This is a genomic window from Myxococcus sp. CA033 (assembly GCF_013336625.1).
GTDB lineage: Bacteria > Myxococcota > Myxococcia > Myxococcales > Myxococcaceae > Myxococcus > Myxococcus llanfairpwllgwyngyllgogerychwyrndrobwllllantysiliogogogochensis.
In genome coordinates, this window is record NZ_JABUMU010000039.1 from 23,847 (window position 1) to 45,036 (window position 21,190).

Genomic DNA, 21,190 nt, shown 5'->3' on the forward strand with positions numbered 1-21,190 from the left:
ATGAGGAGGCCTTCCAGGAAGGCGGGACAGGGCCTCCAGGTGGGGTGTCAGAAGCAAGTGTCCGGACGCGGGGCCGCCCCACTCATGTAGTCTGGTGCTCTCTTCCAGACCCGTGGGGGGATGTGTTGATTCGGATGGTGGCGAGAGTCGTCGGCCTGGGTGTGGCGCTGTGGTGCGTGGCTCCGGCCTTCGCGCAGGTGGGCGAGTCCATGCCCGCGCCCTCCGCGTTGGACCGCGAGACGACGGTGGTCGTTCGCGGCGCGGCGACGAAGGTGGGCAAGCCGTCGGTGGAGTCCATCCTGGGCGCGGTGGGCCGCACCACGCGCTTCCGCCAGGTGGCCCTGTCTCCCAATGGGACGTGGGTGGCGTGGGTGGAGGTGGCTTCCACGGGGGGCACGCTCATCCACGCGGTGGAGCTGGACGTGAGCGAGCCGCAGGCGGTGCGCGTCAGCGTCTGTCCCGACGGGCGCGCCTGTGACGAGTCGTCCATCGCCTGGAGTCCGGATGGAAAGCAGTTGGCGTTCCTGTCCGATGCGGTCCAACGGGGACAGTCCCAGTTGTATGTCGCGGACCTGGCGCAGTCCGTGGCGCGGAAGCTGACGTCCTTCCAGGGCTCGGTGTCCGCGCCCCAGTGGTCGCCGGATGGCGCGTCCGTGGCGGTGCTGGTGATGCAGGGCGAGGGGGCCGAGCAGGCCAAGGGCCCCAACGGCCCCGCGGCGCGAGAGACGGGCGTGGTGCGGGAGTCCCATTCCGTGAAGCGCGTGGCGCTGGTGTCCGTGGCGGACGGCGCCCACCGCGTCGTGTCGCCCGAGCAGCTCTTCGTCTACGAGTACGCGTGGAGTCCGGAGGGCTCGCGGCTGGCCTTCATCGCGGCGCCGCCTCCAGGAGACGCGAGCTGGTGGTTGGCGAAGCTGCATGTGCTGGAGACGGCCAACGGCCGCTCGCGCCTGGTGTACGCGCCCAAGTGGCAGCTCACCGAGCCGGTGTGGAGCCCGGATGGGAAGCACGTGGCCGTCATCGAGGGGTTGATGAGCGACCAGGGCGTCAACGGGGGCGATGTGATGCTGGTGTCGCTGGAGGGCGGCAAGGCGCGCAACCTCACCGCGGGGATGAAGGCGACGGCGACGACGCTCGAGTGGGTGGCGCCTCGGAAGCTGCTGTTCGGCGCGCAGGTGCGCGGGGAGTCGGCGGTGGCCTCGGTGGACCCGACGGCGCAGGGCGGGGTGACGGTGCTGTGGAAGGGGCCGGAGCGGCTGAGCGCGGGCGGCTCCGTGGGGCTGTCGCTGTCGCGGGACGGCAAGCGCAGCGCGGTGGTGCGCGAGTCCTTCACCCAGGCGCAGAACGTGTGGGTGGGGCCGGTGGGGGACTGGGAGCGAGTCACGCGGCGCGAGGAGGACCTGCGCGCGCTCGTGGGCGAGACGCGAGACCTGTCGTGGAAGAGCGATGGCGCGGAGGTGCAGGGCTGGCTGGTGGCGCCCGCCGCGTCGATGGCGCCTCCTTCGGGCACGCGCGCGCCCATGGTGACGATGATTCACGGCGGGCCAGCGGCGGGCGTGGTGCCTCAATTCCGGCCGGACGTCCTGCTCTTCACGGCCCGGGGCTACTACGTCTTCCTCCCCAACTACCGGGGCAGCTTCGGCCAGGGCGCGGACTTCGCGCAGGCCAACCGGCGCGACTTCGGCTTCGGTGACTTGCGCGACATCGTGTCGGGCGTGGATGCGGCGCTGGCGCACGCGCCGGTGGACCCCTCGCGGCTGGGGGTGACGGGGTGGAGCTACGGCGGCTTCATGACGATGTGGGCGGTGACGCAGACGCAGCGCTTCCGCGCGGCGGTGGCGGGCGCGGGCATCGCCAACTGGCAGAGCTACTACGGCACCAACCGCATCGACGCGTGGATGCGGCCGTACTTCGGCGCGTCCGTGTATGAGGAGCCGGAGGTGTACACGCGCAGCTCGCCCATCAACTACGTGAAGCTGGCGCGCACGCCCACGCTGGTGCTGCATGGCGAGCGGGACGTGGAGGTGCCCGTGACGCAGGGCTACGAGTTCCACCACGCGCTGAAGGAGCTGGGGGTGAAGACCCAGTTCGTCGTCTACGCGGACGAGGGCCACACCCTGCGCAAGCCGGAGCACGTGGTGGACCGGATGCGGCGCACGGTGGAGTGGCTCGACACGCACCTGCCCGCGGGCCCCAACGGCGCCCCTCGGGCCGCCGCGCTCCCGCGCTGAGCCGCGCGCGGCGTCAGTGCGCGCCGCGCAGGTTGAGCAGGACGACGCCCCCGATGATGAGCGCCACGCCGATGACCTTGGTGGTGCTCAACGGCTCGTCCAGGAAGATGACGCCGATGGTGACGATGGCGGCCGTCCCCAGGCCGGACCACATCGCGTACGCGACGCCCACCGGCACCTGCTTCACCGCTTGCGCCAGCAGCAGGAACGCCACCGCGTAGCCCGACAGGCAGCCCACGGTGGGCCACAGGCGGGTGAAGCCCTGGGTGGACTTCAGCAGGCTCGTCGCCACCACTTCACAGGCGATGGCCCCCAACAGGAACAGATACGCCACGCTTCCACCTCCGTGGCGAAGCTGTACGAGGCTCGCTGTCCCTTCGCCAGCGCGTCCTGCGTCCGTCGAGGGATTCACGACGGTTGACTTGAACGCGTGATGCGTGGCCGCGACTACTCGGCGGTGGGGCTTCCCTCGGGCGCGACGAGCGAGGTGAGGATGTGGTCCCTCCAGCGGCCGTCGATGCGCAGGAAGTCGCGCGCGTAGCCCTCCACCGCGAAGCCCAGCCGGCGCAGCACGGCGGCGCTCCGGAGGTTCTCCGGGAGGTGGTTGGCCTGGATGCGGTGCAGGCCCATGGTGGTGAAGGCGTGGGTGCAGACGGCGCGCAGGGCCTCCGTCATCAGGCCCTGGCCCTCGTGACGGTGGTCCAGGCCGTAGCCCAGCGTCACGGCCTGGAGCGGTCCCCGGACGATGTTCGTGAGGGAGATGTTGGCGATGACGGGCGCGGAGGACAGCGGCTCCGCGCGAGGGAGGACCACCATGCGCAGGGACCTGTCGAAGCGCGCGTCCTCCAGGTCCTGTGCCAGCCGCGTGCGCCAGTACGCCAGGGTGTAGAAGTGGGCGGGCCGCGTGGGGGACACCGGGCCCAGGTGGTCCCGGTTGGCTTCGAAATAGGCGACGACGCGCGCCGCCCCGTCGGGAGGCAGCTGGGTCACCCTCAAGCGCTCGGTGGTGAGCAGGACGATGGGTTTGTCGGAGGCCATGACGAGAGCGGCGCGCAGGCTATCGCGTCGCGCGCCGGAACCGGAGCGCCGCAAGCGGGACGGAGCGCTCCGGGTGACAGGTGCTCGACGGGGCCGAAACGCCGCGCTCCGGGCCTGTCCGGGCATGAGAGCCGCGCGCAGGTCCGGAGCGAGGGTTCTTCACGCACACCACCAGGAGCAACGTGCCTCGCACACCCACCCGGCGTTGGGCCGGGCGGGTGTCAGCGGGGTTACTGCTTCACGTCCTGATTCGCGCCGTCCGAGCCACCCGTGCCATGGAAGTCCTCGTGGTCGGCCGACGTGCCCTGCTGTCCCTGGCTCTCCGAAGGCGCACCACCGCCACCGGTGCCCGGGAAGTCTTCATGGTCCGCTGAGGTGCCCTGCTGTCCGGAGGGAACCGCGCCGCTCGTGTCCTCCTGGGGCGGCAGGGTGTCGTTCGAGGAGCCTGACTCCGGAGCCTGCTTCTGCTGCTCGGAGCCGGCGCCGCCCGTGCCCTGGCCGCTGCCGCCGACGGCGCGCTGTCCGCCGCGCTCGACGACGATTTCCACGCGGCGGTTGTTCGCGCGGCCCTCGGCTGTGGCGTTGGTGGCCACGGGCCGGAACTCACCCATGCCGCGCGCCTCGATGCGATTGGCGGGGACGCCCTGGTTGATGAGGAACTCCTTCACGCGCTCGGCGCGCGCATAGGAGAGCCGCTCGTTGAGCGCGTCCGAGCCCTGCGAGTCCGTGTGCCCTTCGATGAGCAGTGGCTTGTCGCCCTCCTTCAGCACCTGCGCCACGTCCGCCAGCCTGTCGCGGGCCACCGGCAGCAGGTCCGACGCACCGGAGGCGAAGAGGACGCTGCCTGACAGCGTCAGCACCGTGCCTCGGGCTTCCTCACGGACCTTGAGGTCCTTGTTCGCGCGGTCCAGCTGCGTCAGGGCCTCGCTGGCCTTGCGCTCGGCCTCCACTCGCGCCTGTCGCTCCGCCTCCAGTTGCTGGGCGCTCTGCTGCTCCGTCTGGCTTCGCGCCTGTTGCTGCGCCTGCAGCTCCGCCGTCTGGCGTTGCAGCTCCTGGTTCTGCTGGGCCAGGCGCTGGGCCTCGGCCTCCAACTGCTGACGACGGGAGGACTCTTCCGACAGCCGCTGGTCATTGGCCTGCTGCTGCTGGGAGGCCTGGGCCTGCGAAAGCCGCTGCTGCTCCTGTCGGGCCTGGGCCTGGCTCAAGGCCGCTTCGGCCTGGGCCTGTTGTCTGGCGGCGATCTCCGCGCTGCCCCAGGCGCCGGCGGTCTCCGCCTTGCGCAGGGCCACGTAGGACAACACTCGCGTGCGGGTGGCGTCCTTGTCGTCCTGGTACGCCTGCTCCGCCTGGCGCAAGGCATCGCGCGCCTCGGTCACCTCCCGGGGACGCTCACGCCCCTGGGGACTGGCAATCAACTGCTGATAGGCCGACCGCGCCTCCACGAGCTCCTTGGGTGGAGCGGCACTCGCGCTCCCCGCGGCGAGGAGCGTCGTGGCTCCGACGAGGGCCTTCCATCCACGCTTGCTTCGCACCATGACGGTTTCCTCCGGGACTCGGGCTCACTGCAGGCCGCGTTGCAGCGCCTGGGCCTGCTGGGTGGTTTGTTGCGCCTGCCGCTCCAGTGGCAACGCACGTGCGAGCGCCAGCGCGAGGTCCGCGTCCGCGTCCGCCTGCATGAAGCTCAGCTCCGCGCCTTCCATGTCCTCGTCCATCATCAGCTGCTCGCCGTTGTTGACCTGCTGGCGAGCGAACTCCAGGTGGCGAGCGGCTTCGGGGATGCGCGACGCGCCTGCTCCTTCCGCGGCGCGCATGGAGGCGATGGCCTCTGTTCGTTTGGTGTTCGAGACGGGTGTCACGCTCTGGCTGGCGCACCCGAACAGGGTGGCGCACAGCATCGCGGCAAGCAGCTTCGGGCGCACGGTCTACCTCCAGCAGCCGGATGGAGCGCGGGTGTCGCGCCCCAGGTCCTGAAGTGTGCTCGCGCCGACAACCCGGCAATCCTCACCGGGACAAGCCGCCCGGGGAGCGGCCGGGCGACCCCGGGGCGCGGCGAGCAGTCCTTGCGCGCGGAGGGCCTCGTGACGGTGCGGCCGGGCTGGTCGGAAGGCGCCGGGAGCGATAGGACGGCGGGATGCGCCTGCACCTGGTGGATGGCACGTACGAGCTGTACCGCGCCCACTTCTCGCCCCGGCCCGGCCACGCCGCGCCGGACGGGCAAGACGTGAAGGCGACGGTGGGGTTGATGTCCTCGCTGCTCATGCTGCTGCACGACACGGACGAAGCGGTGACACACGTGGCGGTGGCGTTCGACAACCCCATCCGCTCGTTCCGCAATGCGCTGTTCGACGGCTACAAGAGCGACGAGGGCGTCCCGCCGGAGCTGCATGCGCAGTTCAACCTGGCCGAGGAAGCCGTCGCGGCGCTGGGCGTGCGCGTGTGGTCCATGAAGGAGCACGAGGCGGACGACGCGCTGGCCACGGCGGCGGCGAAGTGGGCGGACGCGGTGGAGCAGGTGCGGCTGCTCACCCCGGACAAGGACCTGGGGCAGTGCGTGCGCGGCCAGCGCGTGGTGCAGGTGGACCGGCGTCAGGAGAAGGTGCTGGACGAGGACGCGGTGCGCGCGAAGCTGGGCGTGTCCCCCACGAGCGTGCCGGACCTGCTCGCGCTGATGGGTGACGACGCGGATGGCATCCCCGGGCTGCCGGGCTTCGGGGAGAAGGGCGCCTCGTCGCTGCTGGCGGCCTACGGAAGACTGGAGGCGATTCCGGACGACGCGGCGACGTGGACGGCGCGCCCGCGTGGCGCGGACAAGCTGGCGGCGACGCTGCGCGCGCATCGCGAGGAGGCGCTGCTGTACCGGCGGCTCGCCACGCTGGTGACGGATGCTCCGCTGCCCGGCACGAAGACGCTGGAGGACGTGGCGTGGCGGGGCGTGCCCCGGCAGGTGTTCGAGTCACTCTGCGACAGGCTGGGCGTCACCACGATGAAGCGCAGGCCGAAGCGCTGGGTGGACTGAGGCGGACTACCCCGCGGCCTGTCCGTCGTCGTCCTGGGCCGCGAGGGCGACGGGCGGCTGGCGGGGAAGGCGCACGGTGAAGGTGGTGCCGTGTTCCTGGGTGGAGCGCGCCTCCACGGTGCCGCCGTGGGCCACGACGATGCTGCGCACGATGTAGAGCCCCAGTCCGATGCTGCGCACGCCCCGGTCCTCGGGGCGCTCCACGCCGCGCTCCAGCGGCTCGAAGATGCGCGACTGGAGGTCGCCCGGAATCGGGAGGCCCGCGTTGTGGACCTCCAGGACGATGCCCGTGTCCTCGCCCCTCGCGATGACGCGCACCACGGTGTCCGGCGGGCTGTACTGCATCGCGTTGCCCACCAGGTTGCCGAGCACCTGCGCCACCCGGTCGGGGTCCCACGCGCCCGCGCCGCTGCCCTGGTAGTCGGAGACGATGCGGCGCTCGGGCCAGGCCGCCTGGAGTTCGTCCAGCGCCGCGTGCACCACCTCGTGCAGGTCCATGGCGCGCGGATAGATGGGGAGCCCGCGGCCCTGCCGGGCCCGCGTGAAGTCGAGCAGGTCGCGAATCATCCGCGTCGCCCGCTCCGCCGCGCGCAGGATTCGCTGCACGTTGCGCTGTTGCCGGTCGTCCGCGTCCGGGCGCTGCGCCAGCAGGGACGCGGCCAGCGTTATCGCGCCCAGGGGGTTGCGCAAATCATGGCTGACGATGCCGATGAGCTGCCGCTCGAAGTCCGCCTGCGCGTGCACCTCGGCCAGCAGGCGCAGGCGCTCGGCCTCCGTCTGCTGCCATTCGGTGACGTCCTGCATGGCGCCCACCACCTGCACCGCCTGGTTGTCCCCGTCCCGGACGATGTGGCACCGGTCCACCACGTGGGCCCACGTGCCGTCCCCGCGTTGGAAGCGGTAGGTGTCCTGCCACTCGTGGGTCTCGCTGGCCAGGGCCAGCCGCAGGCCGCGCACCACGCGGTCCCGGTCCTCGGGGTGCAGGCGCTCCGCCCACCAGTCGCGCGTGTCCCGGATGTTCGTGGACACGTGGCCGAACAGCTCGTGCAGGCCGCTGGTCCAGTCCACCGTGTCCGTGCGCGGGTCCCACTCCCACACCGCGTCCCGCGTGGCCCGGGCGGCCAGCCGGAAGCGCAGCTCGCTGCGCCACGCGCGCTCCTCCGCGGCCTGCACCTCCGTCAGCGTGCCCTCCGCCAGCATGCGCCGCGCCCGTTCGTCCTCGAGCAGTTGGCGTCGCTGACGCTCCAGGCGCGCCAGGGCCAGCACGCGCGCCTCCAGCTCCACCGGACGGAAGGGCTTGAAGACGTAGTCGTTGGCGCCCGCCGCCAGCGCCTCCACCACGTCGTCCGCGCGGGTGTTGACGGTGAGCAGCAGCACCGGAATCAGCGAGGTGGTGGCGCCCGAGCGCACGAAGCGGCACACCTCCAGGCCCGACATGCCCGGCAGGTACCAGTCCAGGACGAGCACCTCGGGGAGCATTCCGTGCTCCCGCCCCAGCGCCTCCAGCAACGCGGCCCCGTCGGTGAACGTCTCCACCCGGCAGGTGGGAGTGAGCACGCGGCGAATGGCCTCGTTTTCCACGGAGCTGTCGTCGAGGACCCAGACTCGGGGCGGAGGCATCGCCCTGGCCTGCTTGGAGTTGGTGGAAGGGTGCACGGGTGGGGCAGGGCTCTAGCAACCGGCTCTTGCCTGGGTCAAATCTTCGATGGGCAACCCGCGAGGTGCCTGCCAACCTGTCGGCCTCTCGACACCCCTCGGAGCGGCACGCCGAGCGCTCGTTTCGGGAGGGGAAAACCCCGTGCCCGCACGGATGTTGAAGGATGTCATGCCTGTTGAGCTCAAAATTCCCTCCTCTGATGATTGGGTGCCCACGCTGGAGGACACGCCGTATCAGCGCATCGGTGGCGCGGATGCGGTGATGGCGTTGGCGGGGGCCTTCTATGACGCGATGGACGCGCACGAGCCCGTGCTGGCGAAGTTGCACGAACTGGACGAGCAGGGCCGGGTGAACGGGGGGACGCGCGAGCGCTTCGGCCTCTTCCTCATCGGCTGGCTGGGCGGGCCGCAGCATTATGCGGAGCGCCACGGCCACCCGCGCCTGCGGATGCGTCATGGCCATGTGCCCGTGGATCTCTCCATGCGCGACGCGTGGCTGCGCGCCATGGGGAAGGCCCTGGATGCCCGGGGAGTCACCGGCGGCCTGCGCCGCTTCCTGGATGACCGCTTCGCCCAGGTGGCGGACTTCCTGCGCAACACCGAGGGCTGAGCAGCCCCGTGGTTCATCGACTTGCGGAAAAAAGCACGGGCGTTTAGAAAGAGCCCATGCGCAAGGGAGAGCTCACCCATCAGGCGATTCTGGAGCGGGCCATCCAGCTCGCCAGCCGCGTGGGGCTCCAGGGGCTGAGCATTGGCGGGCTGGCGGAGGAGCTGCAGCTCTCCAAGAGCGGCCTGTTCGCGCACTTCCGTTCCAAGACGTCGCTCCAGGTGGAAATCCTGGAGGCGGCGACGGCGCTGTTCACCGAGCGCGTCATCCGCCCGGCGCTCACGCAGCCGCGAGGCGAGCCCCGGGTGCGGGCCCTCTTCGAGCAGTGGCTGACGTGGGAGAAGGAGCTGGTGCCGGAGGGCGGGTGCATCTTCGTGGCGGCGGCCACGGAGCTGGACGACGCGCCCGGGCCCGCGCGTGACAGGTTGGTGCAGACGCAGCGGGACTGGCTGGACTGCCTGGCCCAGGCCGCGCGCATCGCCGTCGCGGAGGGGCACTTCCACAAGGACGTGGACGTGGAGCAGTTCGCCCACGATGAGAACGCACTGCTCCTGGGCTTTCACCACTCCGCGCGCTTGTTGAAAGAGCCGCGCGCGGAGACGTGGGCCCGGCGCGCCTTCGACGCGCTGTTGCGCGCCGCCCGTCCCCAAGGCTCCTGAGATTTCTTTGGCTGTGTGTCGTTCCGAGGAGGACCTCGTCATGGCGAAAAATAGCACGAACGTTCGGGCGAAATTGGCGATGTGGGGCGTGCGGGCGGCGGCGTTGAGCATGGGGGCGGTGGCGCCGGGGCTGACGGCGGCGTGGGCGGACCGGATGTTCCGGACGCCTCGGAGGCCGCATCGCTCGAAGACGGCGGAGGCGGTGCTGGCGCGGGGGCAGCCGCGGCTGCTGACGCTGGGGGGCGAGGAGGTGGCGGTGTGGAGCTGGGGCGTGGGACCGCGCGTGCTGCTGGTGCACGGGTGGAGCGGGTATGGCGGGCAGCTCACGGCCTTCGTGGAGCCGCTGGTGTCGGCGGGTTTCTCCGTCGTGACGTACGACGCGCCGGGGCACGGGCAGTCGTCGGGGAGGACCAGCTCGTTGCCGGAGATGGCGGAGCTGGTGGCGGACGTGGCGCGGGCGACGGGTGGGCCGTACGCGGTGATTGCGCACTCGCTGGGCGCGGCGGCGACGGCGGTGGCGATGCGGGATGGGCTGAAGGTGGGACGCGCGGTGTTCGTCTCGCCGCCCGCGGACCCGAGGGGTGGCATCCAGGCCTTCGCGCGGGCGATGGGGCTGACGGATGGCGTGTGGATGCGGATGGAGCAGCGCATCGAGGCGCACTTCAACGTGCGGCTGCGCGACCTGGCCCTGCCGAACTTCGTGCGGCTCTTGGGGCACGTGCCGCTGCATGTGTTTCACGACGTGGGAGACCGGGAGGTGCCGCTCGTCGCGGGCGAGTCGGTGGCGAGCGCCTGGCCGGGCGCGCGGCTGACGCGCACGCAGGGGCTGGGGCATCACCGCATCCTCTACGCGCCGGAGGTCGTTTCGCAGGCGGTGGACTTCCTCGTGGAGGGGAAGCCGGAGACCGCGTGGCCCGACGTGGGGCTGCTGGCCTCGGCGTCCGCTTCGGCCTCTGCTTCGACGGCGTCGCGCGCGTCACTGCGGTTGGTGCGGCACTCGTGAGGGAGACAGTGGCTGCTGGCTGAAGCGAGTCCTGGTCGTCACGCTGCTGGGGCTGATGAGTCTCGTCCGCGCTCGTTCATGCAGGACTCCGGGGGGAGGTTCTGGGCATGTCTGGTTTTCGGGAGCAAGCCCGTCTCCCGATGCGCCTCACTCGATGTGTGAGAGGGGTACACTGAGGCGGACTCGTTTGGGGACGCCGTCGAGCCGTGTTTGAGGGAGTGGCCGACGCGCTGCTACAAAGCCCCGCCTCTACCGGGGAGTTTCAATGTCGTTCCGCCAATGCGTCTGGATGCTCCTCGTTGTGTTCGCGGTTGGCGTGGGTTGTGGCGAGGCGGGTATTCCACCGCGTCCACCCGTCGAAGTGGCGGACGCGGGTGACGGCACGGACGCGGGCGTCGCGGACGCGGGCTCGACAGATGGTGGCGACGGCACGGACGCGGGCGACGGCACGGACGCGGGCCCCACGGATGCAGGCCCTACGGACGCCGGCCCCACGGACGCCGGTGAGCAAACGGATGCGGGACCGCGCGCGGAGGTTCCATCCGCTCCCGCGCAGGTCGTCGCGGTGCGTGGTGATGCCTCGTCGCGGGTGTCCTGGTTGGCGCCCGAGGACCACGGCAGTCCCATCCTCGGCTACACCGTCACGGCCTCCCCGGGTGGCGCGGTGGCGAACGTCCCAGGCGATTCGGTCTCGGTCCTGGTGACGGGCCTCGCGAACGGAACCCCCTATACCTTCACGGTGGTGGCCACGAACGCCGTGGGGCCTTCCGTGCCGTCCCTTCCTTCGTTGCCGGTGACGCCCGCCGCGCGCCCGGGAGCACCGGTCGATCTCCTTGCCCGGCCAGGAGTGCGTGGCGCGCGGCTCGACTGGAGCGCTCCGGACGACCATGGCAGTCCCATCATCGGCTACTCCGTGAGCATTCTTCCTCCCCTCGACGCCGCGCTTGTCGTCGTCACGGATACGCACGCGGAGGTGACGGGGCTCGCGGATGGCACTCCGTACTCCGTCACGGTGACGGCGACGAACGACGTGGGCGAAGGCGCTCCCGCCACGACGTCGGTCATCACCTGGTCGACTTCGGCGGCGCCCTCGGAGGTCCACGCCACGGTGGATGACGCCGGTGGAGTGGAGGTGGCGTGGACCGCGCCTGCGTCCCATGAGGGAAACCCCGTGACGGGCTACACCGTCACCGCCTCGACGGGTGGCGCGACGCTTCGAATCTCCGCACCGGAAACGCGCGGGGCGTTCTCCGGACTCACCCTGGGGCAGCCGGTCACCTTCACTGTCGTGGCCACCAACGCCGTGGGGGACAGCGCGTCGTCGTCACCTTCAGCGCCCGTGACGCCGCGCACGCCTCCCGCCGCGCCCTCGGAGGTCGTGGCCACGGCGGAAGAAGGTGGCGCGTCGGTCTCCTGGAGCGCTCCCGCGGACCATGGCGCCCCCGTGACGAGTTACACGGTGACGGCGAGCCCCGGGGGGCACTCGGCCACTGTGGCCACCGCGAGCGCCGTCGTCACGGGGCTCACCAATGGACAGGCCTACACATTCACAGTGAGGGCGACGAACGTCGCGGGTGACAGCCCGGAGTCCGCGCCGTCCGCACCGGTGACTCCCTCCACGGTGCCTGATGCCCTCACCCACGTCACCGCGAGCGTGGCCCTTTCGAGCGTCACCGTGCGCTGGACGGCCCCTGCCTTCGATGGAGGCAGTGCGCTCACGGGCTTCACGGTGGCAGCTCACGAAGGCGGTGGCGCGGCGAGTGCCTCCACGACGGTCGATGCCTCCTCGACCGAGGTGACCTTCACCACGCTGACCCCGGGCGAGACGTATACGTTCACCGTGGTGGCCACCAATGCGCGCGGTGACAGCGCGTCATCGGAGCCTTCCTCGGCCGTGACATTGCCGCGCCCGCCCGATGCCCCCACACAGGTGGTGGCCACGGCTGGCATCCGCTCCCTGAGCGTCACCTGGGCCATGCCTGCGTCGGATGGTGGCTCGCCGGTGACGGCCTACCGGGTGACACCGTACAGCGCGGGGACGGCGGGCACGCCCGTCACTGTCGACGCGGAGCCTCGGGAGGCGACCCTCACCGGGCTCGTGAATGGGACGGCCTATCGCGTGACTGTCATCGCGGTGAATGCCTTGGGCCCGAGCGCCGAATCAGAACCCTCGGGCGAAGTGCTGACGCCTGATGTTCCCAGCGAGCCTCGGGAGTCGCGCGCCGTCGCGCTCGGAGGCGGCAAGGCCACGGTGAGCTGGACGCCCCCTGTGTCCGACGGCGGCAGCCCCATGACCCGTTACACGGTGCGGGCGAGTCCAGGAGGGTTCTCGGCTTCGGCCGCGGGCAGCGCCACCTCCGCGACCGTGCGAGGGCTGGACGGCGCGACGCACTACACCTTCACGGTGCAGGCCACCAACGCGGTGGGCGACAGCCCGCGCTCCGCTGCATGTGAGGTGACGACGTCCTGTGGGTTGGGATTGGGAGGGTGGCCCCTGGCGAGGCATTCGGTCTTGTCGGTGGCGGTCGCGGACTTCAACAACGATGGCATTCCGGACCTCGGCGTCGGCCGGAGCGAGAGCCCCTCGGCTCGGTATGCCGGGGTGCTGTTGGGGAATGGCTCGGGGGCGTTCGTGGAGCAGGTCGCGTTCCCCGTTTCAATCAGTGGGACTGGCTCGGCGCTCGCGGACTTCAACAACGATGGGAACCTGGACATGGTGCTGTACACGCCCGGTCTTCATGGCTCCACGATGGTCAGCGTCGTGATGGGCAATGGGCGTGGCGGCTTCACCTCGAAGGTGGACCTGGGTGTGGGGCAGACGCAGCTCTCCGTGACGAGCGGGGACTTCAATGGGGACGGCAATGCCGACCTCGTGGTGGCCAACATTGTCAGTCAGGACATCAACCTCTTCCTGGGGGATGGGACCGGTGGCTTTTCGCCCCGGAGGGACATCCTCTTCGGTGCCGCGCTGGGCTTGATGGCCGCGGGAGATTTGAACGGCGACGGCCGCTCAGACCTGGTCGTGGGTCATGGAGCGTCGTCCATCGCCGTGATGCTGGGAGATGCCTCGAGCGGGTTGTCCGCGCGAGAGGACTTCGCCGTGTCGATGCGCCCCGGTACCTTGCGGCTCGCGGACATCAATGGGGATGGAAGGCTCGACGTCATCGGCTCCAACATGGGTGGCCAGGGCGTTGGCGTGTTGTTGGGAGATGGGGCGGGGCGCCTCGGGACGGAGCGCACCTCGCATGTCGGAGTGGTGGCCTCCGGGATGCTGCTCGCGGACGTCAACGGGGACGACCGATGGGACGTCGTCCAGTACAGCAACAGTGAGAGTCTGGTCAGCGTGCTGCTCGGAGATGGCACGGGTGGCTTCTCGGGGAGACAGGACTTCGCCACGCTCAAGAACCCGTCGTCGATTGCCGCTGGGGACTTCAATGGGGATGGCCGGATCGACCTCGCGCTGTCGAATCAATTGCAGTCGGTCATGACCTTGCTCAAGGGAGATGGCACGGGAGCGTTTCTGACCTGGCGTGACCACGCCACCCGTCAGCAGCCCACGGCGGTGAGCAGTGGTGACCTCGATGGAGATGGCAATCCAGACCTCGTGGTGACCTCCGAGTCCAGCGACTCCGTGGGGGTGATGCTGGGGGTTGGCGCGGGTCGCTTCGGGCCGCGGCGGGACTTTCCTACTCGGAGGAATCCCACCTCGGTCGTGGTGGTGGACCTCAACCGGGATGGCAGGTTGGACCTGGTCGTGGCGAACGGCAACGGCAACTCCCCCTCGACGCTGGGAGGCAGCGTCAGCGTGTTGCTAGGGGATGGAGCAGGCGGTTTTGGCGCGAGCACGGAGTTCGACACGGGCCGGTTTCCGCACTCGGTCATCAGCGCGGACTTCAATGGCGACGGTTTCATGGATGTCGTCACGGCGGACACCAGCTCCAGCACCGTGAGCATGTTGCCCGGGAACGGCCTGGGGGGCCTGCTTCCAGCGCGGACCTCCTCCAGCGGGACGAGCAACCCGATCGCCATCGCCAGCGCGGACGTCACGAGAGATGGAAAGCTGGACCTCGTGGTGGTGGGCTCCTCCAATGTCCTCCAGGTGCTGCGGGGCCTCGGCAACGGCTCCTTCACGGCGCTGTCGAGTCCGTATCCGGGAGGGCGTCCGCGAGGACTCTCGCTCGCGGACTTCAATGGCGATGGATACGTCGATGCGGCGGTTGCCCTCGCGGACAGTCCCAGCGCCGCCAGCTATACCGTCAGTGTGATGCAGGGGGATGGATTGGGTGGTTTCTCCCTGAAACAGAGCCTCAATGTGGGGCGCAACCCCTACGGCGTGACGACCGGTGATTTCGACGGGGATGGCGCGGCGGACATCGCCGTGGCCAACTACGATGTCGAGAACACCCCCGGTAGCGCCCGCTTCATCAGTGTCTTCCAGGGGCTTGGGACAGGCGGCTTCAAACCCCGGAAGGACTTTGCCACCGGTGGCCGTCCGTTCGCGGTGATGAGCGCGGACCTCGATGCGGACGGTCGGCTGGACGTGGTCACGGCCAACTACGAGAGCAACACCCTCAGCGTTCTGTTGAATCAATGTCTCGAATGAGGAGCCCCCACCCTTTCGCGAGTCCGTGGTGGCGCGAGAGGGATTGGCTATAAGTGCGCGCATGTCCCGTGACGAGAACGCCCGCTACCTCGAATCGATTCGCCCACGCAGTGCTCTCGCGCCCATCAAGCTTTGGATGAAGCTGTTGCCGTTCATCCTCGTTGCCTACGTCGCCGCGTATTTCATGGTCACTGGCGGCAAGACGCCGAAGCTGCCATCCACCGAGGAGCTGAGTCGGTCCGGGTCTCAGTTGGGCTTCGTCTTGCTGGTTGGAGGCGTGCTCGCGGTGGGCACTCTGGGCTCCATCTTCTGGAGACGATGGTCAGCACACCGCAAGATCGACGCGGCCTTTCTGCATCCCGACGTGAGCGCCCTGCTCGCCGTCTACGAACAGGTGTACGCGTCGAGCAGCCGGTTTCCGGATGTCGCCTTCTACCGAGCGAGCTCCCGCGCCCTGGCCCATGCCTGCTACGGTGACGCGGCCTCCGCGCGCCGGGAGCTGGCGAGCGTCGACTGGTCAGCGCGTCCCCCTGTCATCCGCGCGATGGAGCGAGTGGGTGAGGCGAGCATCGTCATGCTGTGCGAGGACGACCCCGCGCGAGGGCTCGCGCTCGCGAAGGAGGCCCTCTCCATGGTGGAGTTTCCGAGCCCGGTCGCCGGCTCGGACGAGGGGCGCGCCTACTACGAGATCTGCGTGGGTATCGGCGAGGTGCTCACCGGCACGGCCACCCCCGACTCGCTCGCGGCGCTGGAAGTGCACAACCAGCAGACCAATCTCCCCGTGGCCTGGCTGATGAGTGCCTGGGGGCTTCGAGTGGCTTCCGCGCGTGCGGGCGACACCGTGGGCGCCGAGGTGTTGCGCAAGTGGCTTCAGAAAGATGCGCCGCACTGCGCTCCGCTCCATCGAATCCCCAGCTGAGTCCTCAGGCGTGGCGCCACGGTGCGTCACCCGGGTGTGCGCCCGACAGACACCGTGAGCCCCCGCTTTCCGCGCACGTCCCGTGAAATGAGCGCGGCCTTCCAGGCGTACGGGGGGCATGCTCTCCCTCCGCAATCTGGTGAAGGTGTACCCGGGCCCGGTGTCCGCACTGCGTGGCGTGGACCTGGAGATACCTCGTGGAATGTTCGGGCTGCTGGGTCCCAACGGCGCGGGCAAATCCACGTTGATGAAGATTCTGTCGGGCCTGCTGGAGCCCACCTCTGGTGAGGTGACGCTGGATGGACTGGACATCGTCCGCCACCCGGAAGCGCTCCGGCCCCACCTGGGCTATCTGCCGCAGGAGTTCGGCTTCTACCCGTACCTCACGGGCGAGGCCATGCTGCTGTACCTGCTCAAGCTCAAGGGCGTCACCGCGCCGCGAGGGTTGAAGTCATTGTGCGCGGAGCTGCTGGAGCGTGTGAACCTCACGTTCGCCGCGAAGCGCAAGGTGAAGGAGTACTCGGGAGGCATGCGGCAGCGGCTGGGAATCGCCCAGGCGCTCGCGGGCAACCCCCAGCTCATCATCGTGGACGAGCCCACCGCGGGCCTGGACCCCGAGGAGCGCCTGCGCTTCTACCGGCTGCTGGCGGAAGTGGCGAACGAGCGCACGGTGCTGTTGTCCACGCACATCGTCGAGGACGTGGCGATGCTGTGCCCGCGCTTCGCCGTCATCCGGCAGGGCCGCGTGGTGGCGATTACGTCGCCCTCCGAGGCGAAGGCCTCCATCCAGGGCACCATCTTCGAGGGGACCGCCTCCGCCACCGAGCTGGTGGAGCTGCAGCGCACCCGCCGCGTCACGCAGGCCGTGCTCTTCGAGGGCCGCAACCGCGTGCGCATCCACTCGACGGGAGGCGATGTGCCCGTGGGCTTCGAGCGCGTCACGCCCACGCTGGAGGACGCCTATCTGCTGATGATGAAGGACACGCGCGAGGCCTCCGCGACCTCGCAGCCGTCGCCCGTCGTGGAAGCCGCACGCGAGGTGGCGCGATGAACGTGGCCCGTCTGGGCACGGTGGTGCGCACGGAGCTGGCGCACCAGATGCGCCGCCCGCTGTTCGTCATCCTGTTGCTCGTCACCTTCCTGTCGGTGTGGGGCCTGTCGTCAGGCAACGTCACCATCGAATCCGGGGCCAGCCAGGTGGGCGGGCAGAAGGCCTGGGTGACGAGCGAGTTCGCCGTCTCTCAGACGCTCCTGCTGCTCATGTTCCTCCTCTTCAGCTTCTTCGTCTCCGTGGGCGCGGGCATGGGCGTCATCGCGGACGAGGAGGCGCGGGTGGGCCCCCTCCTCCACACCACGCCGCTGACGCCGCGCGAGTACGTGTGGGGCAAGTTCCTGGCGGTGCTGAGCGCGTACGGGGTGGCGCTCGGGGCGATGGCGCTCTTCCTCGTCTTCTTCCACCACGTCATCCCTGCGGGCGAGCACGCCGAGTATCGCGGCCCGCTGTCGTGGCTCAACTATGTGCGGCCCGCGCTCTTCTTCGGCGTGCCCCAGTTGGTGTTCATCGCGGGTGCCTCCTTCGCGCTGGGCGCGGGCACTCGGCGCCCGGTGCTCGTGTACTTCCTGCCGGTGGTGCTGATGTTCGTCTGCGCCTTCTTCCTGTGGAGCTGGACTCCCGGGTGGTTGGACCCTCGAGTGAACCGGGTGCTCCAGGCGCTGGACCCCGCGGGCATGCGGTGGCTGAGTGAGACATGGGTGAAGGTCGACCGAGGGGTCGCCTTCTACAACGCGGAGCGCGTGGGTCTGGACGCGCTGTTCGTCCTCAGTCGACTGGGCTTCATCGCGGTGGGGCTGGGCGGCGTGGCGTGGAGCGCGCGGCACGTGGCGCGAGGCCTGCGTGGTGCGCCGGTGCGCGGCGCGCACGGCAAGGCGCTGGCGGACATTCCCCTGGCGACGACGGATGGTGGCGCGCGCGAGGAGACGCCGCTCGTGACGCTGGGCATGCGAGCCCATCCTCCCGGGGCACTGTCTGGCCTGTGGGTGGTGGCGCGCGCGGAGCTGCGGGGCCTCCTGTCGCAGCCGGGGCTCTACCTGTTCATGCCCATCATCCTGATGCAGACGGTGGCGAATGCGCTGAACAAGGTGGGCCCGTTCGACACCTCGCTCCTGACGTCCCCGGGCTTCTTCGCGGTGAGCACCCTGGGCGTGGCGTCCACGCTCGCGTGTCTGCTGCTCATGTTCTACACGGTGGAGTCGCTGGAGCGAGAGCGCGCCTCGGACCTCGCGCCCATCCATGACGCCGCGCCCGTGCGCACCGTCTCCGTCCTGCTGGGCAAGGCGCTCGCCAACAGCCTCGTCGGAGTGTCCCTGCTGGTGGCGACGGGGCTCGCGGGCATCATCGCCCAGCTCGTGCAAGGCCAGGTGCCGCTCTCATTGTCGTCGTACGTCCTCGCGTGGGGGCTCTTGTTGCCCACGTTCTTCGCGTGGACGTGTTTCGTGCTGGCGGCGCACGCGGTGGCGGGAGGGCGCTTCGGCGCGTATGGCGTGTCGCTCGCGGCGCTGTGCCTCACCGGTTATGCGGCGGTGCGCGGCAACCTCCACTGGGCGACGAACTGGCCGCTGTGGAGCGCGGTGCAGTGGTCCGACATGGGGCCCTTCGAGCTGGACAGGTCCGTGCTCGTGCTCAACCGCGTGGGTGTCCTGGGGCTCGCCGCCTTCTTCACCGCGCTGGCGGTGCGGTGGGATGGGCGGCGCGCGGCGGACTCGGTGAGCCTGCTGGAGCGCATCCGCCCCGGGGGACTGTTGCGCGGCGCGTGGCGACTGACGCCGTGGGCGGTGGTGCCCGCGGTGGCCCTCGTGGCGGCGGCGGTGCAGGTGGGGCAGGGCTGGCAGGGTGACGCCGCGAAAAAGCGCGCGAAGGAGTACTGGCAGAAGAACCTGGCCACGTGGCTGGACGCGCCGCAGCCGGCGATTCAGGACGTGGACCTGGAGGTGGAGCTGGACCCGGAGGGCCGCGCCTTCCGCACGCGAGGCACGTACACGCTGGTGAACCGGCGAGAGAAGGCGCTGAAGTCCTTTGCCCTCACGGGCGGAGACCACTGGGAGGACGTGCGCTGGACGGTGGATGGAAAAGACGTCACGCCCGAGGACCGCTCGCGGTTGTATGTCTTCAAACCCGAGGCGCCCCTGGCACCCGGCTCGGCGGTGCGCGTGGGCTTCGAGTTCCACGGCGAGTTCCCCAAGGGCGTGACGAAGAGTGGCGGCAAGGTGTCGGAGTTCATCCTTCCCTCCGGCGTGGTGCTGACCAGCTTCGGGCCGAGCTTCGCGCCGGTGGTGGGCTTCCGCGACGACATCGGCGTGGACAAGGAGGAGAACCGGTACGAGCCGCGCGTCTACCCGGACGACTTCTACGTGGGGCATACGGAGGCCGCCTATGGAACGGGCACGCCCTTCACCACGCGCCTCCGCGTGACGGGGCCGGCGGAGTACACGCTCAACTCGGTGGGCGTGCTGGAGAGCGACGAGGTGAAGGACGGACGTCGGGTCAGCGTGTGGCGCAGCGACGCGCCGGTCAGCATGTTCAACATCGTCGCGGGCCGCTGGGCGGTGCTGCGCGGCGAGGGCACCGCCGTCTTCCACCACCCCGCGCATGTCTACAACGTGGAGGCCATGCGCCGCGGACTGGACGCGTCACGCCGGTACTACTCGGAATGGTTCCATCCCTATCCGTGGAAGGAGCTGAAGCTGTCCGAGTTCCCCGGCCTGGATACCTATGCGCAGGGCTTCGCCACCAACATCACCTTCTCGGAGAGCATCGGCTTTCTCGCGCGCAGCACGCCGGAGTCGAATGCCGTCCTGCTGATTACCGCGCACGAGGCGGCGCATCAGTGGTGGGGCAACATGCTCATCCCTGGCAAGGGGCCCGGCGGCTCGGTGTTGTCGGAGGGCATGTCTCACTATTCGGCGATGAAGCTGATGGAGCAACTGGACGGTCCCCGGACGCGGATGGAGATCGCCAAGCGACTGGAGGAGCGCTACGCCAGGGAGCGGCACGTGGATGCGGAGCAGTCGCTGGTGAAGCTCGACGACTCGCGCGACGGCGACAACACCGTGCTCTACGACAAGGGAGGCTGGGCGTTCTCGATGCTGGAGGACCTGATGGGCCGCCCGGCCATGCACGCGGGAATCCAGGCGTTCCTCCAGAAGTACGTGGGCCATGAGGACCACCCGGTGCTGCAGGACTTCACCGCGGCGATGCGCCCCTTCGCGCCGGACGCGGCGGCCTATGACGCCTTCGTCCAGCAGTGGTTCCACGAGGTGCATGTCCCGCAGTACCGGCTGTCGAATGCCCAGGTGAAGCAGGAGGGCGGACAGTGGGTGGCCACGGTGACGGTGGAGAACGTGGGGGACGGCCGCATGCCGGTGGAGGTCGCCGCGGTGAAGGGCGAGCGCTTCGCGAAGCGGCCGGACGCGAAGGCTCCGGACGTGCAGTCACCGGACTACCGCGAGGCGCGAAGCCGCGTGGTGCTGGGGGCAGGTGAGAAGGCCGACGTCACGGTGCGCTCCGACTTCCCGCCCGAGCGCTGGGTGGTGGACCCCGACGTGCGCGTGCTCCAGCTTCGTCGCGAGCAGGCCGTGGTGACGCTGTGAGGCGGTGAGCCCGGTGGACCGCGCTCCCGTGCTGGCCTGGAGCGCGGTCGCCGGATGGCTCAGGGGTGCGTGACGTGGAAGAGCCGCGTCTCGACGCGAGGCAGGGACTCCGCGCCCGTGCGCGTTCCGGTGAGCAGCAGGGTGAAGTCACCGACGATGGGCAGCGGGGAGCAGCGCACCGTGAACTTTCCCTGGAGGGTGAGCTGGAGGGGGCCATTCGGCTCCCGGCTGCCTCGCCCGGAGGTGACACTCAGGTCCGCCGTGCACTTGCTCTCCTCGTCGAAGACCGAGCACGCGCCCTCGCTGATGAAGAAGGTGTTCTCTCCGGTCATCGTCGCCCGCAGGTCCCGGTCGCAGGTGAGGGACTCGGAGCGCAGGCTCAGGGCCGTCTTGGAGCCGGAGGCCTCCGAGATTCGCACCGTGTCGTCCAACTCCCCGGTCTGGGTCTCTCCGTTGAAGGTGGCGCTCAGGGTGCCCGTGCTTTCATAGGCGCCCGTGACGTTGGACCGATGGTCCGTCGTGGTGTCGTCGCCGTCGTCGCCTTCCTTGTCGTCATCACCACCACAGCCACCGAGCACCAGCAGCGCGGACGCCAGCAGCATTCGCATGCGCATCACTTGGACTCCCTCCATCCCCGGATGAGTGACTCCCCGTGGGAAGGCTCGGGCGGGAGTATCTTGATGCCCGGTGCATCGCGCAACGTGACGAGTCCGTGGGCCCGCCGTCCCGACGCCATTCGCGTGCTGGCGGACAGTGCTCGGTGTCACGGCGTGTGGAGCGGGGTGGCTGGCGCGCTGTCAGCCTGTCACGCGGC

At 69.8% G+C, this 21,190-nt stretch carries 15 protein-coding genes; 9 read left to right on the forward strand and 6 right to left on the reverse strand.

The features are described 5' to 3' along the window. Positions 1-122: 122 nt before the first annotated feature. Positions 123-2,228 carry a prolyl oligopeptidase family serine peptidase gene (locus HUA78_RS44505; protein WP_371745818.1) on the forward strand — a complete coding sequence of 702 codons (2,106 nt, stop codon included), beginning with the start codon at positions 123-125 and terminating at the stop codon, positions 2,226-2,228. Between the two features lie 13 nt (positions 2,229-2,241). Here HUA78_RS44505 and HUA78_RS44510 read toward each other — a convergent pair whose 3' ends face one another. From HUA78_RS44510 to HUA78_RS44525, 4 genes are all read right to left on the reverse strand, one after another. Next, on the reverse strand, positions 2,242-2,562 hold the full coding sequence (locus HUA78_RS44510) for a multidrug efflux SMR transporter (RefSeq protein ID WP_141641167.1): 321 nt from the start codon (positions 2,560-2,562) through the stop codon (positions 2,242-2,244). Positions 2,563-2,675: 113 nt separating this feature from the next. Beyond that, positions 2,676-3,266: a GNAT family N-acetyltransferase gene (locus HUA78_RS44515; RefSeq protein WP_174457082.1), complete on the reverse strand. Its 591-nt coding sequence runs from the start codon at positions 3,264-3,266 to the stop codon at positions 2,676-2,678. 230 nt (positions 3,267-3,496) lie between these two features. Further along, positions 3,497-4,801, reverse strand: a complete 1,305-nt coding sequence (locus HUA78_RS44520; RefSeq protein ID WP_174460137.1) for an OmpA family protein — start codon at positions 4,799-4,801, stop codon at positions 3,497-3,499. 24 nt (positions 4,802-4,825) lie between these two features. Next, positions 4,826-5,185: a DUF4398 domain-containing protein gene (locus HUA78_RS44525; RefSeq protein ID WP_174457080.1), complete on the reverse strand. Its 360-nt coding sequence runs from the start codon at positions 5,183-5,185 to the stop codon at positions 4,826-4,828. 212 nt (positions 5,186-5,397) lie between these two features. Here HUA78_RS44525 and HUA78_RS44530 point away from each other — a divergent pair, with 212 nt between their 5' ends. Next, positions 5,398-6,282, forward strand: coding sequence for a 5'-3' exonuclease H3TH domain-containing protein (locus HUA78_RS44530; RefSeq protein WP_174460136.1), 885 nt, complete (start codon positions 5,398-5,400; stop codon positions 6,280-6,282). Between the two features lie 6 nt (positions 6,283-6,288). Here the strand turns inward: HUA78_RS44530 and HUA78_RS44535 are convergent, their stop codons facing one another. Further along, a complete protein-coding gene (locus HUA78_RS44535) occupies positions 6,289-7,938 on the reverse strand; it encodes an ATP-binding protein (RefSeq protein WP_371745819.1) in 1,650 nt (549 codons plus the stop codon). Positions 7,939-8,107: 169 nt separating this feature from the next. Between HUA78_RS44535 and HUA78_RS44540 the strand changes: the two genes are divergently transcribed. The 7 genes from HUA78_RS44540 (at position 8,108) to HUA78_RS47385 (ending at position 20,376) form a co-directional block, all read left to right on the forward strand. Continuing rightward, positions 8,108-8,548: a group II truncated hemoglobin gene (locus HUA78_RS44540; protein WP_141641173.1), complete on the forward strand. Its 441-nt coding sequence runs from the start codon at positions 8,108-8,110 to the stop codon at positions 8,546-8,548. Positions 8,549-8,604: 56 nt separating this feature from the next. Further along, on the forward strand, positions 8,605-9,204 hold the full coding sequence (locus HUA78_RS44545) for a TetR/AcrR family transcriptional regulator (protein WP_174457077.1): 600 nt from the start codon (positions 8,605-8,607) through the stop codon (positions 9,202-9,204). 40 nt (positions 9,205-9,244) lie between these two features. Further along, on the forward strand, positions 9,245-10,207 hold the full coding sequence (locus HUA78_RS44550; RefSeq protein ID WP_174460135.1) for an alpha/beta hydrolase: 963 nt from the start codon (positions 9,245-9,247) through the stop codon (positions 10,205-10,207). Positions 10,208-10,496: 289 nt separating this feature from the next. Further along, complete coding sequence (locus HUA78_RS44555) at positions 10,497-14,810, forward strand: fibronectin type III domain-containing protein (RefSeq protein WP_174478991.1); 4,314 nt, start codon at positions 10,497-10,499, stop codon at positions 14,808-14,810. Positions 14,811-14,871: 61 nt separating this feature from the next. Beyond that, positions 14,872-15,729, forward strand: a complete 858-nt coding sequence (locus tag HUA78_RS44560; RefSeq protein WP_174465730.1) for a hypothetical protein — start codon at positions 14,872-14,874, stop codon at positions 15,727-15,729. Between the two features lie 118 nt (positions 15,730-15,847). Beyond that, on the forward strand, positions 15,848-16,780 hold the full coding sequence (locus HUA78_RS44565) for an ABC transporter ATP-binding protein (protein ID WP_174465731.1): 933 nt from the start codon (positions 15,848-15,850) through the stop codon (positions 16,778-16,780). Continuing rightward, positions 16,777-20,376 (forward strand): M1 family aminopeptidase, encoded by a 3,600-nt coding sequence (locus HUA78_RS47385; protein ID WP_174478992.1) that lies wholly within the window; start codon positions 16,777-16,779, stop codon positions 20,374-20,376. The genes HUA78_RS44565 and HUA78_RS47385 overlap by 4 nt, the downstream gene beginning before the upstream one ends. A 59-nt stretch (positions 20,377-20,435) precedes the next feature. Here HUA78_RS47385 and HUA78_RS44575 read toward each other — a convergent pair whose 3' ends face one another. After that, the gene (locus tag HUA78_RS44575; RefSeq protein ID WP_174457071.1) at positions 20,436-20,990 is read right to left on the reverse strand and encodes a hypothetical protein; all 555 of its coding nucleotides are present in this window, start codon (positions 20,988-20,990) and stop codon (positions 20,436-20,438) included. Positions 20,991-21,190: the final 200 nt, after the last annotated feature.

Bases quoted from the DNA above. Each gene is read 5' to 3' on its own strand.
- HUA78_RS44515 (WP_174457082.1), bottom strand. From the start codon at position 3,266: ATGGCCTCCGACAAACCCATCGTCCTGCTCACCACCGAGCGCTTGAGG.
- HUA78_RS44520 (WP_174460137.1), bottom strand. From the start codon at position 4,801: ATGGTGCGAAGCAAGCGTGGATGGAAGGCCCTCGTCGGAGCCACGACG.
- HUA78_RS44530 (WP_174460136.1), top strand. From the start codon at position 5,398: ATGCGCCTGCACCTGGTGGATGGCACGTACGAGCTGTACCGCGCCCAC.
- HUA78_RS44540 (WP_141641173.1), top strand. From the start codon at position 8,108: ATGCCTGTTGAGCTCAAAATTCCCTCCTCTGATGATTGGGTGCCCACG.
- HUA78_RS44545 (WP_174457077.1), top strand. From the start codon at position 8,605: ATGCGCAAGGGAGAGCTCACCCATCAGGCGATTCTGGAGCGGGCCATC.
- HUA78_RS44550 (WP_174460135.1), top strand. From the start codon at position 9,245: ATGGCGAAAAATAGCACGAACGTTCGGGCGAAATTGGCGATGTGGGGC.
- HUA78_RS44555 (WP_174478991.1), top strand. From the start codon at position 10,497: ATGCTCCTCGTTGTGTTCGCGGTTGGCGTGGGTTGTGGCGAGGCGGGT.
- HUA78_RS44560 (WP_174465730.1), top strand. From the start codon at position 14,872: ATGTCCCGTGACGAGAACGCCCGCTACCTCGAATCGATTCGCCCACGC.
- HUA78_RS44565 (WP_174465731.1), top strand. From the start codon at position 15,848: ATGCTCTCCCTCCGCAATCTGGTGAAGGTGTACCCGGGCCCGGTGTCC.
- HUA78_RS47385 (WP_174478992.1), top strand. From the start codon at position 16,777: ATGAACGTGGCCCGTCTGGGCACGGTGGTGCGCACGGAGCTGGCGCAC.
- HUA78_RS44575 (WP_174457071.1), bottom strand. From the start codon at position 20,990: ATGCGCATGCGAATGCTGCTGGCGTCCGCGCTGCTGGTGCTCGGTGGC.